Consider the following 18,430-nt stretch of genomic DNA (forward strand, 5'->3'; position numbering starts at 1 on the left):
AGTAAATAAGGTAAGGTATTTGCTCCCTCGGTTTTTCTGAGCATAACGCGCCTTTTATAAGTTACTTATGGATATAATAAACAGGTCTGTGACCTTAATAGAAAAAAGAAAATACACATTGTATGAGCATAGATAAGATACCTCAAAAGTCAGCTCCAAGGAGAAAAAAAAGCGATATAGTTGCTGCTACTATCGCCTTCTTTAATAATAACACAAGCAATTCTTACAATTATAAACAAATTGGAGCCGAGATAGGCATCAAAAAACAACCTGAGCGTTTGATGTTGATGTCGATACTCGAAGATTTGGTAGAGGATGCTTTTATAACAGAAACAAGCAAGGGCAAATATAAATCGAATACCAGAGGAGTTTTACTCGAAGGTAAATTTGAGAGAAGAAGCAATGGCAAAAACTTTTTTGTTCCCGAAGACGGTAGCGAAAACGTATTTGTAGCCGAACGTAATTCTGCGCACGCGATGAATGGCGATAAAGTTCGTATTCAGATGCTAGCTAAACGTAAAGGAAGAGGTTCTGAGGGTGAGATAGTAGAGATACTCGAAAGAAAACAAACTCGCTTCGTGGGAACACTTAATGTTCAAAAGCATTTTGCTTTCCTTGAAATGGATAGTAAGATTTTAGCAAATGATATTTTTATTCCGAGAGAGAAACTTAAAGGAGGTAAAACGGGCGATAAAGCTTTGGTGGAAATTGTAGAATGGCCTGAGCGTGCTAAAAATCCAGTAGGGGAAGTGTTAGATATATTGGGAGAAGCAGGGACCAACAATGCCGAAATGCATGCTATATTGGCAGAGTTCGGGTTACCTTATAAATATCCTGAAAATGTAACAGCTGAGGCTGAAAAAATACCGGATGTAATAACCGAAGAAGAGATTGCTAAACGCGAAGATTTTCGTTCAGTAACCACATTTACAATTGACCCTCGTGATGCGAAAGATTTTGATGATGCTCTTTCGATTCGCCAGTTGGAAAATGGAAATTGGGAAGTTGGTGTGCACATCGCCGATGTAACGCATTATGTAATTCCAGGAGGTATTATCGATAAAGAAGGAGAAGAACGTGCAACCTCTGTTTACTTAGTGGATCGTACTATTCCTATGTTACCTGAAAGATTGAGTAATGGATTATGTTCGCTTCGTCCGAATGAAGAAAAACTGTGTTATTCTGCTATTTTTGAATTAAACGATAAGGCGGATATCAAAAAATATAGAATTGGACGTACTGTTATAAATTCAGACAGAAGATTCACTTACGAAGAAGCTCAAGATATTATAGAGACAGGAAAAGGAGATTTTAAAGACGATGTTCTTAAATTGGACGAACTGGCGAAGAAATTGCGAGCAAAACGTTTCGAAAATGGCTCTATCGCTTTTGAACGTGAAGAAGTTCGTTTTGAAATCGACCCTGATGGAAAACCTTTAAGTGTATATTTCAAAGAGCAAAAAGATTCGAACAAACTGATTGAAGAGTTTATGCTTCTTGCAAATAAAACAGTTGCTGAATTTATCGGAAAAGTGGCTAAAGGCAAGAAAGCAAAAACATTTGTATATCGTATACATGATGTGCCTAATCCAGAGAAAATGGAGAGCTTATCACAATTTATACGTCGCTTTGGATATAAAGTGAAAATTGACGGAAGTAATACTGCTGTAGCAAAATCGATTAATCAACTATTAGATGATGTACATAATAAGCCTGAAGAAAACTTAATTTCTACAATTGCTATTAGGGCAATGGCTAAGGCTGTATATTCGACTTCTAATATTGGTCACTACGGATTGGCATTTGATTATTATACTCACTTTACCTCACCTATTCGTCGTTATCCAGATATGATGGTGCATCGTTTGCTGACTCATTATATGGAAGGTGGACGTAGTGTGAGCGAACAACAAACCGAAAACGAATGTAAGCACTGTTCTGATATGGAACAATTGGCAGCGAATGCCGAGCGTGCTTCTATCAAATACAAGCAAGTAGAATACATGTCGGACAAGATAGGACGTGTATTTAAGGCTGTTATTTCGGGAGTGGCAGAGTGGGGTGTTTATGCCGAAATAGAAGAGAATAAATGCGAAGGATTAGTGCCTATGCGTGAGCTTGATGATGACTTCTATGAATTTGATGAAAAGAACTATTGTCTGAGAGGTCGTCGTACCCGCAAAGAGTATCGCTTGGGCGATGAGATCAATGTGAAGGTGGTTAGAGCTAATCTGGAAAGAAAGCAATTGGACTTTACTATTGTAGAGTAAAATGAATTTTTTAATTTTGTAGTCTCAATAGATAAGATCACAAACTTAATTTGTCATACAGATTAGATTTGTGATCTTATTTAAGTGCTTTGAGTTTGTTTATGGTATTTATCTAAAAACATTGAATGTTATTTAACTCGGCCGGCTTCGCTATATTCTTTATTATTGTATTTTTTATTTATTGGTTTGTTCTTAACAAATCATTAAAATGGCAGAATATATTTCTAGCAGTTTGTAGCTACTTCTTTTATGGCTGCTGGGATTGGCGTTTTATGTTTTTACTCGCATTTTCTACTTTTCTGGATTATTTTTCTGGATTGAAAATAGCTGAAGCTAGTGGAGCTTCTAAAAAGAAATTCTGGCTAATTTTGAGTGTTGGGCTCAATCTTGGGTTTCTTGGTTTCTTCAAATACTACAATTTCTTTGTCGAATCGTTTGCCGAATTATTGTCTTCTGTGGGTTTCACGCCTCATATGACAACTCTTAATATTATTTTACCAGTAGGTATTTCGTTCTATACATTTCATGGACTGTCGTACGTCTTTGATATTTATTTCGGAAAAATAAAGCCAACTCGTAATTGGATTGACTATTCACTCTTTGTGAGTTTCTTTCCCTTACTGGTTGCAGGTCCTATCGAGAGAGCTACACATCTACTTCCTCAGGTTGAAAAGCCTAGAGTATTTAATTATTCAAAAGCTGTAGATGGTCTGAAACAGATTCTGTGGGGTTTGTTTAAAAAGGTAGTGGTGGCAGATAATTGTGCAGAGTTAGCCAATACAATATTTTATAATCACGAACACTATTCGGGCAGTACATTAGCTTTGGGAGCAATGCTATTTGCTATACAAATATATGGAGACTTTTCGGGTTATTCCGATATTGCTTTGGGATCGGCTCGTCTATTAGGCTTTGAGTTGTTACAGAATTTCCGTTTTCCATACTTTTCAAGAGATATTGCTGAGTTCTGGAGGAGATGGCACATTTCACTGTCTTCTTGGTTCAGAGACTATCTGTACTTTCCTTTAGGAGGAAGTAGAGGGGGAATGGCTAAGACTGTTCGTAATACATTTATTATCTTTTTAGTCAGTGGTTTCTGGCATGGAGCTAATTGGACGTTTCTAGCTTGGGGCGGATTGAATGCCTTATTTATTATGCCTTCTATAATATTTAAGACAAATCGGAAAAACTTGGATACAGTTGCTGAGGGTCGAATCCTTCCCTCTGTAAGAGAAACTTTTCAGTTGATTCTTACTTTTTGTTTAGCTAGTTTGGCATGGGTGTTTTTTCGAGCTGAAACAATTGCAGATGCTATATCATATATAAAAGGGATATTTTCTACATCTTTATTCCAAACGCCGGATGTTATTTCAGGAATAGTAATACTTATTGTTATTGTATTTATAGTTATCGAATGGCTGGGGCGAGAAAATAAATATGCAATAGAAAAACTAACAATGACGTGGAAGCGTTCATTAAGTTGGGCTTTCTATTATTTAATAATACTTGCTATACTTTGTTTAACAGGTAGTGAGCAACAATTTATATATTTTCAATTTTAGAGGATGAAGACCTTTCTTAAAAAAGTTTTATATTTTTTGATCCTGCCATTTACAGTCTTTGCATTGTTAGTGATTGGTTATATTATATATGATCCTTTTAAGGTTGTGCAGACTTATGACAACTATTCATCTCTGCAAATAAATAGAGGTTATATTTCTACCGAAATGTTTTTAAAGAATTATAAGAAAGAGAACTATAATTCATTCGTTTTTGGAAGTTCGCGTATTTTTGGATATAATATAGACACTTGGAAACAATATCTTGGTGCAGATGCCAAAGTATATTCTTTTGATGCCTATGGTGAGAAAATTCAAGGAGTATATCATAAACTGAGGTTTTTAGATTCATTGGGTGTTGATATTAAGAATGCTTTTATTGCAATTGATGTAGACTTTACTTTTGATAATACTCTAAGTGAACCTCGTTTCCTATATATTGAGCATCCTTTATTGGTAGGAGAGAGTGGATATAACTTTCATGAAACCCATTTTCTAGCATATCTTAATCCTGGTTTTATTTTGTCTTTTTATGGTAATAAATTTTTCGGGTTAGATAATGAATATGTGAGAAAACACTATTATTCTGTTGAAGCTACATTTGATTCTAAGACGAATAGACCATTTAGATCAGACTTGGAAAAACGGATTGAAAATGAACCGAACTATTACGACTCACCTTCGTTTTATACAGTAACTGATAGTCTGAAGATGAGCCCCTTTCAACGAATAGATCCGTTTGAAGAAGAAGCTCTTCATGGTATTAAAAGAATTCTATCGAAGCATAATACACAATATAAAGTTATTATAAATCCGCTTTATTCTCAGGAGAAGTTTAATCCGAAGGATATGGAAATGATTCAAAATGTATTTGGGCGAGAGAATGTGTATGATTTCTCAGGTAGAAATCAGTTTACTACATCCAAGTATAATTATTATGAAGAGTCGCATTTCAGACCTTTAGTTGGCGATAGTATTATGAGTATAGTTTATAGTAAATAATTAAATAAGCAATTCGAGGTATCTCTTGCGATATTTTTTAATTATGACTAATTTTGATAAATATGCCTACTGAGGCAATAGAGAGGTCTATGACTTTGATTTTGAAGAAAACCTAAAACAAAGAAAATATGAAAAAAGTTGTATTGATCCGTCACGGTGAAAGTGTATGGAATTTAGAAAACAGATTTACTGGTTGGACTGATGTTGATTTAACTGAAAATGGTGTTAAAGAAGCAATCAAAGCTGGTAAATTATTAAAAGAAAAAGGATTCAAATTCGAAAAAGCTTATACTTCATATTTGAAGAGAGCTAATAAAACATTGAATACAATCCTTGATCAAATGGATTTGGATTGGATTCCTGTTGAAAAATCTTGGCGCTTGAACGAGAAGCATTACGGTATGCTTCAAGGTTTGAACAAAGCTGAAACTGCAGAAAAGTATGGCGATGAGCAAGTACTTATCTGGAGACGTAGCTACGATGTTCCTCCAACAGCTTTAGCTGCTGACGATCCTCGTTCTCCATACCTTGATCCTCGTTACAAAGACGTTGATAAAAAAGACCTTCCTCTTACTGAAGCATTAAAAGATACAGTAGAAAGAATCCTTCCTTATTGGAATGATACTATTTTCAAGGCATTGAAAGATCATGATGAAATTATTGTTGCTGCTCATGGTAACAGCCTTCGTGGGATTATCAAACACCTTAAAGGTATTTCTGACGAAGATATCGTTTCATTGAATTTGCCTACTGCTGTTCCTTATCTTTTCGAGTTTGATGATAACTTTAATCTTGTAAATGATGAGTTCTTAGGTGATCCAGAAGAAATCAAAGCTTTGATGGATGCTGTAGCTAATCAAGGAAAAAAGAAATAAGATTTTATAATCTTTATCTAATAAATAAGCCGTTGTTCATTTTGAACAACGGCTTATTTTATTTTGAGAGAATATTTCCCTTTACGGAATGTGAAGCTTTTTTCTTAGCCTCTGATAATTATAGCTAATGGCTGAAGTTTCACCAGCCACCGTTCTAAAAAAGGTCTGAGACCTTGTAACCGTTAGTTGATGAATGCTTCATAGCCGAGACATTCATTTTGTTTAGCAAATTGAGTGTTTAGGTAATTGTTGTAGAACTTATTCGAATATTTCGCTGCCAATTTTTTATCTTTTTCACTTCCGTTTAAGACAATATTGTGCCAATGCGTACGGCTTAGCATCAATGTCGCGTAGGCTTTCTGCTCTCTGTTCTGTGATTTTTCTAAAGCTTTCTCATAGTATTCTTGAGCTATGGAGGCTGTCATATACGCTCTTCTCCAAGAGTCAAGAAGCTGGGTGTTACTATAGTATTTATCACTTCCGCTCCAACTATAAGAGACCATCATCCACGAATTACCCCAATAGGTCGTGTTGAAAAAAGCATGCCCTAATTTTAGATAAGCATCTGCCGATTTCTTCGCGTCGTTTCCTTTCGCTGTCTTTTCAAGATCAAGTAGTGTCTTTAAAAAATCAGTTTTATTGAACTTATAAGTAAAGTCTCTACTTTCTTGAGAATATAGATTCTTGGGAATAAAAGGATCTTCGTTTAGATAGTCTTTAAAGTAGTAGGTTGTAGCCCAGAAATTCTGATCCATACTTGCAAATGCCCCGTAAGCAGTTTGTAAATCTCTGTTTCGAAATGCAATTGTCCCTTTTAAATCTCTGTAAGCATCTATCGGATTAAAGGGTTGGTCGCAAATATATTCCTCAAATTCAGTCTTATTAGTTTTCTGCAAAAGGGCTATTAACGCATCCATGTCTGATACCGAAGCATTAAAATCCATTTGCCTCATAACTCCATAATAATCGGATGCAGGTTCTGATGTGTACCAGAACGAACCATCAGGATTGCGGTCCTTGTTAGATATGTTCTTTAAAAGGCAATATGATATAATGTCTCCTCGCTTTTTATACTCGTTTGCTAATGCAAGATCGAGAGTGTAGAATATTCTGTAATTTTCATAACTCTGATCATTCTCATTCTTAAACTTATACGGTGTTGTTAGAAGCTGTGTTTTTAGCTTCTTTATTTGGCTGACATAGTTTCTCTTGAAGTTATCGGTTGTTATATCATCTGTGTTGATAGACAACCAGATATTCTCGATAGACTTTTGTAATAATATAGATGGATTGGCATTTGTTGAGATTGTAGCTAAATACTTTTTAGCGTCTTCTCTGTTTTCCTCTAAAAGAGAGAGGTGAGCCAAAGCTATGGCATAATAGTCTTTCTCTTCTTGTTGTTGAGTTCCATTTCTTAGGACGATTACAAATGCTTTAAGCCTTTGGAGGTATTGTATATCTGTTTCCAGATTCTTTTTCTTTATCTGGCTTGTCTCTTCGTCGTCATTATCCCAACTATATTGATATGCATTTGAAAATGGATTTTTCTCAGATTTTAGATAAACTGAGCTTATTAACCAGTCTTCTAGTTTGTTTATCTCACGCATAACCATAAATGTGAGATATTTGCTGTTTTTATCCAGACGATGAATGCTCTGTATAGAGTCTAAAGCACGTCCGGGGTTTTGAATCGACTTCAGTACTATTTCGATGCTTTTTTCTTTGTCGCTGAATGTTGGTGGTGTAGGTATATTGTAGTTGTATAGCTGTACACTTCTAAGCTTTTTCTCATCACTGTTTTCAAAAACTTGGATGTAAAACAGATTAGCATCCGCTTTCCTATCAAGCCTATCTAATGACATGGCTTTAAACAAGCCTGCCCATACACTCATCAGGCTATTTGGATTGATTGCTTTAAAATAAGTATCGAAAACCTCTGACGCTTCTTTATATTCACCCACTTGCCAACTTAATCGTACCACTTGAAATGCGTATCGTTCCTTTAAGAATAGCAATTTTGCTGTTTTTAATCTTTCTTTAGCTTCAGCTAATAGTTCATGTTTCAGAATTAAACTATTATTCGGAGTTTTATTTATCTCATCTTGCCACTCTTCAAAATTTAGATTGGCAAAATCATATTCTGTATACTCTACTTTTTTTGCAAAGACTAGGTAATCAAGAATATCTTTATGTTTCTTATCATGAGTGAGATATTTTATTAATGAGTTATTTTGATATTCTTTTAATCCTGAATTCTCAAAAGAATTAATAAATGTATCAGGATCTGTTTCGTATTGTATTGCATATATATCGTCTAGGTTTATGTCTTTAGATGTTGCTTTTTGCCACTCTGATATATTTCGGGTACGGTCCTTACCCATCGGGTCGGGATTCATATTGTAGAATAACGATGCGGTAGTGTAAACGAAAGGATTCATTGATTGCATCCACGGAAGTTGTGCCTGAAATGTCATTGGGCGATATTCCCATTCAAATTCCCAATAACCGCAGGCTTTTAGACTACTTTGTGCCATCACAAAGTTAACGAGCAGAACTAGTATAAATGTTTTTGATTTCATCTGTTGGTATATTATTAGTGTCCCATGCAAAAAAGGTAATGCGTGAGTACTTGTCTGTTTTTATTTCTGAGAGTAAGTATTTAGTCAATTCTTGTAACTCTTTCGGGCTAAGAGCCTCCACTCTAATTTCGTCTCCTGGGCGAGCAAAGAAATCTCCGATAATCATTTCTTCATTCAAGCGGAATCGGTTTTCTTCAATGCTAGTATATTGTTTATTATTAGAATAATTTTCGCAGGTTGCATTTCTGATTACTCCTTTAAATTCCTTATTTCTGAAAATTACTCCCCAGCTGAATAAGGGTAGGGCAATATCCGTTTTCAGAGGGTAACTAACCTCATTGACGTATTTTTTTATTTCGTTGAGGGTTATTATTGAGTTCTCTATATCATATTCGTTAGCAGCTTGTAAATTATAGCACATTAATAGCACTCTTTTCACGGGAGGGATACCTGCCATCGTTGGATTCTTATACTGCCAAAGGCGTAGGGTCGTAGTTATCTCTTTGTTGGGAATGGCTTCTTTCAGCTTCTCGATGAAATAAAAGAATTTATCCTTAGTGCCTTTCGACCAATCACAATCTATAAGAATTTCAGAATATTTGTTGGCGAAATCCTGAATAGCGAACTGTTCGTTCGTCTGTTCTATTCTACTTTTAATTCTTGTCACTAATGTGTCCAATTGTTGATTTGTTGATTGTTCGAATACATTGTTTGAAAAGAATATAGCGGGTGTTATATGCTTGCAGGGTAGAGAATCTTTATTTGCTACTGTGCTTATGGGTTTGGCTTGCTTTGATGTGTTGTCCCATCCAACATCAAAATAACGAATGTACATATGATTGGCTGTGGTTTGTTTCCAAACGTTATTATCAAGAGAGTCGAATGTGAATGTTGTTTTCCAATAACAAAAGGAATTTTGCTCGTCAAGAGTTCTTTTTTCTGGCGAGCTACAACTAACAACTAATGTTATAATTAATATATATACTAAGTATTTCAATTGAGCTTTTTTTCTTTAGTCAAAGGTATAAAATAAATAATTGTTTTGTTAGAAATGGTTGATGTTGATTTCTATTTTATAAATAAAACCAATCATTAATTATGCCTTATCAAAGAGTTTGATATCAGTGTTTTGACATTTTGATACAAAACAATGAAAGAATATTTGTTTTAAATGACTGGATATCTTCAACAAATCACTAATTTAGATGTTCAATATTACACAGAACGTAAAATAATATCAAAACTTATAAAATATGAAAATCGGATTTGTTGGTTTAGGCAAGATGGGTGGCAAAATGGTTGAACGCCTATTGAATCATGGACATGAAGTTGTAGTTTATAACTTAACTCCAAAAGAAGTAGACGAAGCTGTTAGTAAAGGTGCTGTAGCTGCCAAAGACTTGACTGATTTAGTTGGGAAATTAGACGGACGTAAATTAGTATGGTTAATGGTTCCTGCCGGAAAACCAGTAGAAGAAAATATTGCAGAACTTGTTTCTTTATTAGGTAAAGATGATATTATCGTTGATGGTGGAAACAGTTACTGGAGAGAAACTGTAGAGCGTGGAAAAAAAGTTGCTGAAAAAGGCATTCATTATATAGATTGTGGTACTAGTGGCGGTGTTTGGGGACTTCAAAACGGATATTGTTTGATGTATGGTGGCGAAAAAGGCGCTTGCGATTTCGCAGAGCCTATCTTCAAATCATTGGCTCCTGAAAACGGATATATCCGTTGTGGAGAAAGTGGTTCGGGTCACATGGTGAAAATGGTTCACAATGGTATCGAATATGGAATGATGCAGGCTTATGCCGAAGGTTTCGAAATTATGAAAAAATCTCCATATGATGTAGATTTGGAAAAAATCTCTCGTGTGTGGATGCAAGGTTCTGTAGTTCGTTCATGGTTGCTTGAGTTGATCGGTAACGCATTGGAAGGAAACGAAGATCTTACAGGAATTAAGCCTTATGTATCAGATAGTGGCGAAGGTCGTTGGACTGTGCAAACTGCTATCGATTTTGATGTGCCTGCTCATGCAATTACTGCATCGTTGTTTACTCGTTTCGAATCGAGAGAGAATGATTCTTATGCGTATAAATTGCTGTCTGCCATGAGAAATCAATTTGGTGGTCACGAAATTAAAAAAGACTAAGTTCTTGAAATATGGGCTTTGGTGAAGTTGATATACTTCTCCAAAGCTTATTTACTTTAAAATATGTGATATTTTATCACAAATAGGTCTGAGACCTTAAAAGGAAAATGTTTATGAAAAAAATAAAAGATCAGGTCTTGGTGATTTTTGGTGCGTCGGGTGATCTGACATACCGAAAGTTAGTTCCGGCTCTTTTCGATCTCTATAAACAAAAATCACTACCCGAAAATTTTGTGGTTTTAGGTGTTGCACGTAGCTATTTTACTGATGAATCATTTAAAGAAAAGATGATTGATGGTATTCGCCAATTCGCAATATCTAAAGATGCATCAGAGAAAGATGTGAATGCTTTTTCTGAGAAACTTTTCTATCTTTCGATAAATACTGATGATGGAGCCGAATACTCTAAATTGACTTCTCGTCTCAAGAATTTTGATGAAGAAAAAGGAACGAATGGTAATTATCTCTTTTATCTGTCAACACCTCCTAACTTATATCCTTTGATACCAAAGTTTTTGGCTCAAGAGGGATTGAATGAGGGCAAGGATAAAATCAGAAGAATTGTTATTGAAAAACCTTTTGGTACGGATTTGAAATCGGCGGTAGAACTTAACAAGAGTTTGTTAAATGACTACGAAGAGCATCAAATATATCGTATGGATCACTACTTAGGTAAAGAGACAGTGCAAAACCTTTTGGTTACACGTTTCTCTAATAGTATCTACGAACCTTTGTGGAATAGGAACTATATTCATCATGTAGAGATTACCGCTGCCGAAAGTATCGGAGTCGAAAACAGAGGAGGATATTATGATCACTCTGGAGCAATGCGCGATATGATTCAGAATCACTTGTTCCAATTATTGGCTTTAGTGGCAATGGAGCCACCTACAGTGATCGAATCGGATGCTATCAGAAATGAAAAGCTGAAGGTATTTCAAGCCATGCGTCCTTTGAGTCAAGTAGATATTCAGAATAATGTTATACGTGGTCAATACACAGCGGCAAATGTTAAACGTGTTCCTCAAAAAGGGTATAGAGAAGAAAAGGGAGTAGATCCTAATTCTCGTACTGAGACTTATGTTGCAATGAAGATGTTTATTGATAACTGGCGTTGGGGTGGTGTTCCTTTCTATGTTCGTACAGGAAAGCATTTACCAACTCGTGTCTCTGAAATTGTTATACACTTTAAACCCACACCACTCAATCTGTTTGTTGATAATAAAGAATATTGCAGCGATGGAAATGTGTTGGTGATACGTATACATCCTGATGAGGGTATCTTATTGAAAACGGGAATGAAAGTTCCTGGTAATGGATATAAAGTGAAAGAAGTGAATATGGATTTCCACTATTCTCAACTTCAAGACACTTATGTTCCAGGGGCATACGAACGTTTGTTGCTTGATGCTATGTTGGGCGACTCTACTTTGTATACTCGTGGTGATGCTTTAGAATTTGCGTGGAAATTTGTTCAGCCAATACTTGATTATTGGGAAACCAATCCGGATGCTCCATTGTATGGATATCCTTGCGGATCATGGGGGCCTGCGTGTGCCGATGGTTTGATTGAAGGTGAGAATATGACTTGGAGATACCCATGTAAGAATCTGTCAGACGATGGTATATACTGTGAATTATGATTATGGACAAGAAGATTAATATATACAAAGATGTTGAAGCCCTCAGTAAGGGCTTTACTTCGTTATTAAAAGAAGAGCTTTCGAAGCGTGAAATTGTGAATGTTTCACTTTCGGGAGGTTCAACACCTAAAGCTCTTTTTAATTATTGGGTAGCGAATTGTAAAGAATCGATTGATTGGAATCGGATTGCATTTTTCTGGGGGGATGAACGTTGTGTACGTCCTACAGATGAAATGAGTAATTTTGGAATGACTAAAAGTCTGTTGTTTGATAAAATACCTACAATAGACAAAAAGAAAATCCACCGTATTCATGGAGAGAATGAATCTAAAGAAGAGGTTCAATGGTATACTTCTATCATGGATAAATATCTTCCGAAAGAAAACAATTTACCTACATTTGATATTATGATGCTTGGTATGGGAGATGATGGACATACCGTGTCTATATTTCCTCATCAAATAGAATTGTGGAATGTAGAGGCTGATTGTGTTACTGCTCAGCATCCCGAGACAGGTATGGAGCGCATTAGCTTAACAGGGCGTCTTGTTAATAATTCTCGCAATATAGTTTTTCTTGTAACGGGAAAAAATAAGGCTGAGAAGGTTAAACAGATAATAGAAGAGCGTGAGAAATTTTTAGACACTTATCCGGCTGCAAAAGTAAATCCTGTGAATGGAAAACTTTTCTGGATGTTGGATGAGGAGGCTGCTAGTCTTTTGTAATTCTTGAAAGATGACTAAAGGAGCGAAGAAATAATCGCTCCTATATGTTTTATCTAGTTTAGATAAGGTGCAAGTTTGTTGACCGTATTCTGTTTTATCCTCAATAATATATTTGAGACCATTTGTTATTAAATGCACATTTCTAATATGTATATAATTTCTTTTGCTTTATAAGTTGGTTCTTATCCTCTTCCATATAGAGCTTTTTGCTTTTAAGTGAAAACTATTTATCTTCTTCTATTTCCTCCTCTTTTATACATGCTTATGTATTTGAATATTTAACATTTAATAGAGGCGCGTGGGTTTGTGAAACTTCATGTTTAATATATTATTTGTTAAATAAAAACATCGTGATTAAGCCTCTTTCATTAGTAGTGAGTGCTTTTGTTATATTAATATTTCTATCTTTGCGCCTTTCTATTTGTTATAATATAATAAACATGATTAGTAAAGAGGCTTGCATTGTTGGTCTGAAAGAAAGTTTTAAGGAGCTGATTACTGCTTTCAAAGCTCTATTCCCTAAAAATAAAGAAGAATTAACTTTACTGCTGTTCTTGCTATTGGTTTACGGTTCATTCGGTTGGGTGATTGCCAATGAAACTTGTATACAAGATTGCCTGATAAAGAAATACGATGTCTATCTGAATTATGATGTTGGCATGAGATTTCATGGAGTGCCTTTTGGATATGATATTGCTCATCCATTATTTAATTTGTATTCAACTCCGATAAGCTTGGTTTTAGAGTTTTTCATGGATTTTCATGGTAATTATAAGATAAAAACAATTGGATTTGCAATGATTTGTAATCTGATGGTTTCGCTATCGGCTGTTTATATTTATAGGTATTTGGTTGAAATTGTAAAGATCAAGAATATACTGATCCTTTCGTTATTGGTTCTGTTTTATGCATTTTCCTTTACATGTTTGGTCTTAAGTTTCACAATCGAAACATATGCTTTTAGCATTTTCTTCTTATCCTTCTTTGTGTATTATTATTCACTCCGAATTCAGGAAGGAAGAAAATTTAGATTTCTCACAAACTTATTTTTTTGCTTCGTTTTAGGAGGTATTACTATAACTAATACTGCAAAAGCGATGATTCCTATGTTTCTGGTTAAGGAGAAGTTTTCTAAAGTTTTAAAGCAAACATTTATAATAGGCTGTCTTTTACTTATCTGTTTTCTTGCTGCAATCTACAGAGAAGGAGTCTTTGAGTTTTTTCTATTCAGATTTACAGATGCTCGCCCCACTGAGGCTTCTGAAATGTTGTTCCTTTCAGGTTGGAAAGCCCTTGTTGGTGGAGCTGTTCTATTTCCTAATATTATGACAACCTTAGATATTATCCCAAAAGATACAGCTGTTCTTGTTGGGCTGGAGTATAAGGATTATTTTATGTATGAGATTGATGCTATTCCTTTCTCCTATGTTTGGGAACATGCTTATACTATCTTCTTGACATTGCTGATATTTATACCTTTATTTACTGATTTTAGAAATAAGCTAGTTCAGTTACTTTTCTTGTTATTCTCTGTTGATATAGTATTACATATGATTCTAAAATATGGGATGTTAGAGGCTTATATATACGGAGGGCATTGGGTATATATTGTACCTCTTCTTTTCGGTTGGGGATATAAATCTCTTGCTGGCTGGAAAAAATATACGTATTTAGGTGTAATTGGCTGTCTATTTATCTGTATGGTTATAAATAATTATGTGAGACTAATTGCATTCATAGATGAAGTTAAGTTGGTTTGGCCTCCAGAATCCTATAAATGGTAAGTGTAATATTCTTGGAGCTTTATTAAATAAAAAGCTTTTTCAGTTTTTATAAAAATAAAATATCCGATCTATTGTTTCTTTGTAGGCAATGAATCGGATATTTTGATTTTGTTAATTAACAACTCACTGTTTAAACTCTTTAGGTTCGAATTATTTTTGATTATATTTGTGAAATCGCAAATCAATCTAAATAAATATTCATGAAACAACAAACACTAAAGACTTGTGTCATCATTGGTTCAATGTTCTTTTCTGCTCTGATTGCTCCGAATAGTGTGAATGCACAGGACATGATGGGTAAAACCGGGCTTATAAAGCTTTGGGCGGGACTGAAAGAAAAACAGCCTGAAGATCAATTACCACATGGCAAAGCTCCTTTTCAAACTTCAGAAAGAAAGGCAAAGCAAAACATTGCTACGAAATTAGTTCCGACCCAAGATGGAGAATGGATTATTTCCGATGGTTGGGAAATGGGAACTTCAACTCAAGTTATAGAATCTAAAGAATCTATCTTTAGTCTAAACTATGATACTAAAGACTGGTATAATGCTACAGTTCCGGGAACTGTGCTTACTACGCTAGTCGATCAAGGAGAATACCCTGATCCATACTTTGGTCTTAATAATATGGCGATACCCGATACATTGGCATATATGAAATGGTGGTATCGTACTTCGTTTGATGCTCCCGCTAATACCGAAGGAAAACGAGTTCGCTTGTTGCTAAACGGTATAAATTATAGAGCAGAGGTTTTCTTAAACGGGCAAAAATTGGGGAATATCACAGGTGCATTTATTCGTGGAGAGTATGATGTTACATCACTTATAAAAACCAATGGGAAAAATGTTTTAGCAGTGTTGGTCTCTCCTCCTGATAATCCAGGGATTGCCCATGAACAATCAATGGTTGCAGGGCAAGGTTTAAATGGAGGGCAGTTAAGCTTAGATGGTCCTACTTTTATTGCATCTATGGGTTGGGATTGGATTCCCGGTATTCGTGACCGAAATATGGGAATTTGGCAAGATGTGAGATTGCGGGTTGGTAGTGATGTTACTATTGGTGATCCTCAGGTAGTAACCAATCTTTCTTTGCCTGATACAACAAAAGCAACTATAAAGATTATTGTTCCTATAAAGAACTTAACCGACTCACCTGTACAGGGCACTTTATCTGCAAAGTTTGAAGGTGTAGACATTAATCTACCTTATAGCTTAAAAGCAAAAGAGGTGAAGACTTTGGTTTTCGATCCGGCAAACTTTAAGGAGTTGAATATAAAGAATCCTAAACTATGGTGGCCTAATGGTTATGGTAATCCTAATCTTTATAATTTGGAACTACAAGTAAATGCAGGAACGAAATTTTCTGATTTGAAAAAGCTTCGTTTTGGTATTCGCGAATTATCATACGAATTGATGATAAATACTCCTGCTAAAGGAGATCATAGAGTAGCATATACGCCTGTGGATGTTGAAACTAATGGTAAACCAATCTTTGACTATGAGAATGTAGTGAAAGTAGGAGATCCAAAACTAAATAGGACGATTCCTACATTACAGAAAAATATAGATGAAACTGCTGTTTTTGAGCAACTATCAAATGACGATCCTGTAGGTCAGTATTTTGTATTCCGTGTAAATGGAGTTCGTATCTTTATTAAAGGGGGTACATTTGGTATGGATGATGCAATGAAGCGTATTTCGCGTGAAAAATTTGTGCCTTATTTCCAATTGCATAAAGATGCTAATTTCAACCTTATCCGTAACTGGGTAGGTGAAACTACAGAGGAGTTATTCTATGAATTGGCAGACGAATATGGTATGCTTGTTTGGAATGACTTCTGGATTACGACAGATGATACTGTGGAACCCAACGATTACCAATTGTTTATGAAGAATGCTACGGATGTAGTACGTCGTTTCAGAACTCATCCATCTATTGCAATTTGGTGTCCTCGTAACGAAGGATATGCTCCCGAAGGAATGGAGCCTCAGTTGGCTAAAATGTTGGCAACGGAAGATCCTACACGTCATTATCATGGTAATTCTCGTTTCTTGAATGCTGTGAATAGTGGTCCTTATGGTTTCTTTAAAGATCAATCTCGCTATTTTACTGAAACAGCAGAAGGATTCAATACCGAATTTGGAGCTCAGGCTATCCCAACAGCAAATACTATCCGTAAGTTTATTGCTCCCGAAGATCAGTGGCCTATAAATGATGTGTGGGCATATCACGATTTACATCATACAACCCATTTCTTCGAAGATTTTATGGCTGCTGTTAATAGCTATGGCAAAGCTAATAGTATGGAAGACTTTTCGAAAAAAGCTCAAATGGTAACTTATGATACATGGAGAGCGATGATTGAAGCTTGGAATAGTCGTATGTGGGATAATACAACAGGTCTTATTATGTGGATGAGTCATCCATCTTGGCCTAGTATGACATGGCAAACATATACTTACGATTATGAGACTCCAGGTTCGTACTTTGGTGCAAAGAAAGCTCAGGAGCCAGTGCATATTCAAATGAACTTACCAGATAATAAAGTTGTGATTGTTAACTCTTCTCGTGAGGGTTATAAGAATATGACAGTAAACGTTCGTTACTTCCATATAACAGGTAAAGAATATTATAATAAAACTGAGAAGTATGATGTTCCAGCCAATGGTAAGGTTGATTGTTTTATACCACAACTTGCAACAAAAGATGTACCTAAATATACTTTAGTTAGACTTGAATTGAAGGATAGCAAAGGGAACATTGTTTCAATAAATGATTATTGGAAAAATTGGGGTAATTTGCAGTCTAATCAAGCATTAAATGCATTAGGTAAACCGGAGTTGAAATTGACTTTGAAGAAGACCTCAGGTTCTAAATACTTTTACGAGTTAGAAAATAATTCAACCGAATTTGCTGTAGCAGTAAAATTGAATGCGAAAAGTAAAATAACAGGTGAAATAATTCTTCCTGCTTATTTCTCTGATGGGTATATGAATCTACTGCCTGGCGAAAAACGTAAAATAGAATTGACATTACAGGATATGGTTCCTGCTAACTTTTCTATAATAGCAGAAGGTTATAACTTTGACTCAGTAGAATTGTAAAATTTTCATCAATCTTATAGAATAAAAAAACGCAGGGGAATTTTCTCTGCGTTTTTTTATTCCAATTTAGTTTATTTATATGCTAGGTGGTTTAATTTTGATCTTTCTTGTTTTCAATGTGTTATGGTTGTAGTAGTTGGTCGATAGAGTTCAATAATCAATAATTAGATTTCAGTATTTAAATTGAATTTTATGTTATATTTGCATTTGTTGTGAAAATAAATAAAATTTTAAATAGTATGGAAAATAATTATTCAACACAAGAGTACGACCAAAAAGGTTTGGAGTTAACAGACCTTTCATGTGAATTCTTAAGGGAGACAGCTAAATGGGCAAAGTTCTTGTCTATTCTAGGTTTTATAGGTATTGCTTTTATGGTAATCTTTGCCATTTTTATAGGAGCATTTCTGTCTTTGTTGCCTGCTACAATGAGTGAGAGTACTCCGTTTTCTGTTGCACCGGGTCTTTTCTCATTAGTGTATTTAGTTCTGGCAGCTCTCTATGCTTGTCCTGTCTATTATTTGTATAAATTTTCAGTAGATACCCGTGCTGCTTTAGATTTGAGAAATTCAGAACTTTTATCTAATGGATTAGGTTTTTTAAAATCTCATTATAAGTTTGTAGGGATAATGATGATTGTTGTATTTGTAATCTATGCAGTAGCCATCGTTGGAGGGATTGTCATAGGTCTTGCTGCTGTTGCTTTATCTTAAATTGAATTATATATTGCAAATAAAAA

12 protein-coding genes are annotated in these 18,430 nt (G+C 35.1%); 10 read left to right on the forward strand and 2 right to left on the reverse strand.

The genetic code is table 11. From position 1 onward, the window contains the following. Positions 1–122: 122 nt before the first annotated feature. The 4 genes from rnr to gpmA all read left to right on the forward strand — a co-directional run bounded on the left by rnr (position 123) and on the right by gpmA (position 5,706). Positions 123–2,270 carry a ribonuclease R gene (gene rnr / locus HGC4_RS08310; protein ID WP_050709669.1) on the forward strand — a complete coding sequence of 716 codons (2,148 nt, stop codon included), beginning with the start codon at positions 123–125 and terminating at the stop codon, positions 2,268–2,270. A 125-nt stretch (positions 2,271–2,395) separates the two neighbouring features. Continuing rightward, on the forward strand, positions 2,396–3,832 hold the full coding sequence (locus HGC4_RS08315; protein ID WP_050709670.1) for an MBOAT family O-acyltransferase: 1,437 nt from the start codon (positions 2,396–2,398) through the stop codon (positions 3,830–3,832). A 3-nt stretch (positions 3,833–3,835) separates the two neighbouring features. Next, the gene (locus HGC4_RS08320) at positions 3,836–4,831 is read left to right on the forward strand and encodes a hypothetical protein (RefSeq protein WP_050709671.1); all 996 of its coding nucleotides are present in this window, start codon (positions 3,836–3,838) and stop codon (positions 4,829–4,831) included. Positions 4,832–4,959: 128 nt separating this feature from the next. Further along, a complete protein-coding gene (gpmA, locus tag HGC4_RS08325; protein WP_050709672.1) occupies positions 4,960–5,706 on the forward strand; it encodes a 2,3-diphosphoglycerate-dependent phosphoglycerate mutase in 747 nt (248 codons plus the stop codon). Positions 5,707–5,888: 182 nt separating this feature from the next. On the opposite strand, the gene HGC4_RS08330 is transcribed toward gpmA, so the two are convergent. Together HGC4_RS08330 and HGC4_RS08335 are read right to left on the reverse strand one after the other, a co-directional pair. Next, a complete protein-coding gene (locus HGC4_RS08330) occupies positions 5,889–8,285 on the reverse strand; it encodes a hypothetical protein (RefSeq protein WP_157258194.1) in 2,397 nt (798 codons plus the stop codon). Continuing rightward, a complete protein-coding gene (locus HGC4_RS08335; RefSeq protein ID WP_050709674.1) occupies positions 8,248–9,282 on the reverse strand; it encodes a hypothetical protein in 1,035 nt (344 codons plus the stop codon). The genes HGC4_RS08330 and HGC4_RS08335 overlap by 38 nt, the downstream gene beginning before the upstream one ends. A gap of 256 nt (positions 9,283–9,538) precedes the next feature. Here HGC4_RS08335 and gnd point away from each other — a divergent pair, with 256 nt between their 5' ends. The 6 genes from gnd to HGC4_RS08365 all read left to right on the forward strand — a co-directional run bounded on the left by gnd (position 9,539) and on the right by HGC4_RS08365 (position 18,404). After that, positions 9,539–10,435 (forward strand): phosphogluconate dehydrogenase (NAD(+)-dependent, decarboxylating), encoded by an 897-nt coding sequence (gene gnd / locus HGC4_RS08340; RefSeq protein ID WP_050709675.1) that lies wholly within the window; start codon positions 9,539–9,541, stop codon positions 10,433–10,435. A 113-nt stretch (positions 10,436–10,548) separates the two neighbouring features. Continuing rightward, a complete protein-coding gene (gene zwf / locus HGC4_RS08345; protein WP_050709676.1) occupies positions 10,549–12,078 on the forward strand; it encodes a glucose-6-phosphate dehydrogenase in 1,530 nt (509 codons plus the stop codon). A 2-nt stretch (positions 12,079–12,080) separates the two neighbouring features. Then, entirely contained in the window at positions 12,081–12,803 is a 723-nt protein-coding gene (pgl, locus tag HGC4_RS08350) for a 6-phosphogluconolactonase (protein ID WP_242047167.1), read from the forward strand. A 440-nt stretch (positions 12,804–13,243) separates the two neighbouring features. Next, entirely contained in the window at positions 13,244–14,587 is a 1,344-nt protein-coding gene (locus HGC4_RS08355; protein ID WP_157258196.1) for a DUF6080 domain-containing protein, read from the forward strand. A gap of 200 nt (positions 14,588–14,787) precedes the next feature. Then, positions 14,788–17,691 carry a glycoside hydrolase family 2 protein gene (locus HGC4_RS08360; RefSeq protein ID WP_242047166.1) on the forward strand — a complete coding sequence of 968 codons (2,904 nt, stop codon included), beginning with the start codon at positions 14,788–14,790 and terminating at the stop codon, positions 17,689–17,691. Between the two features lie 239 nt (positions 17,692–17,930). Then, a complete protein-coding gene (locus HGC4_RS08365; protein WP_050709679.1) occupies positions 17,931–18,404 on the forward strand; it encodes a hypothetical protein in 474 nt (157 codons plus the stop codon). Positions 18,405–18,430 lie beyond the last annotated feature (26 nt).

Source organism: Dysgonomonas sp. HGC4 (genome assembly GCF_001261715.1).
Lineage (GTDB): Bacteria > Bacteroidota > Bacteroidia > Bacteroidales > Dysgonomonadaceae > Dysgonomonas_A.

Bases quoted from the DNA above. Each gene is read 5' to 3' on its own strand.
- gnd (WP_050709675.1), top strand. From the start codon at position 9,539: ATGAAAATCGGATTTGTTGGTTTAGGCAAGATGGGTGGCAAAATGGTT.
- gpmA (WP_050709672.1), top strand. From the start codon at position 4,960: ATGAAAAAAGTTGTATTGATCCGTCACGGTGAAAGTGTATGGAATTTA.
- pgl (WP_242047167.1), top strand. From the start codon at position 12,081: ATGGACAAGAAGATTAATATATACAAAGATGTTGAAGCCCTCAGTAAG.
- HGC4_RS08365 (WP_050709679.1), top strand. From the start codon at position 17,931: ATGGAAAATAATTATTCAACACAAGAGTACGACCAAAAAGGTTTGGAG.
- zwf (WP_050709676.1), top strand. From the start codon at position 10,549: ATGAAAAAAATAAAAGATCAGGTCTTGGTGATTTTTGGTGCGTCGGGT.
- HGC4_RS08360 (WP_242047166.1), top strand. From the start codon at position 14,788: ATGAAACAACAAACACTAAAGACTTGTGTCATCATTGGTTCAATGTTC.
- rnr (WP_050709669.1), top strand. From the start codon at position 123: ATGAGCATAGATAAGATACCTCAAAAGTCAGCTCCAAGGAGAAAAAAA.
- HGC4_RS08330 (WP_157258194.1), bottom strand. From the start codon at position 8,285: ATGAAATCAAAAACATTTATACTAGTTCTGCTCGTTAACTTTGTGATG.
- HGC4_RS08320 (WP_050709671.1), top strand. From the start codon at position 3,836: ATGAAGACCTTTCTTAAAAAAGTTTTATATTTTTTGATCCTGCCATTT.
- HGC4_RS08355 (WP_157258196.1), top strand. From the start codon at position 13,244: ATGATTAGTAAAGAGGCTTGCATTGTTGGTCTGAAAGAAAGTTTTAAG.
- HGC4_RS08315 (WP_050709670.1), top strand. From the start codon at position 2,396: ATGTTATTTAACTCGGCCGGCTTCGCTATATTCTTTATTATTGTATTT.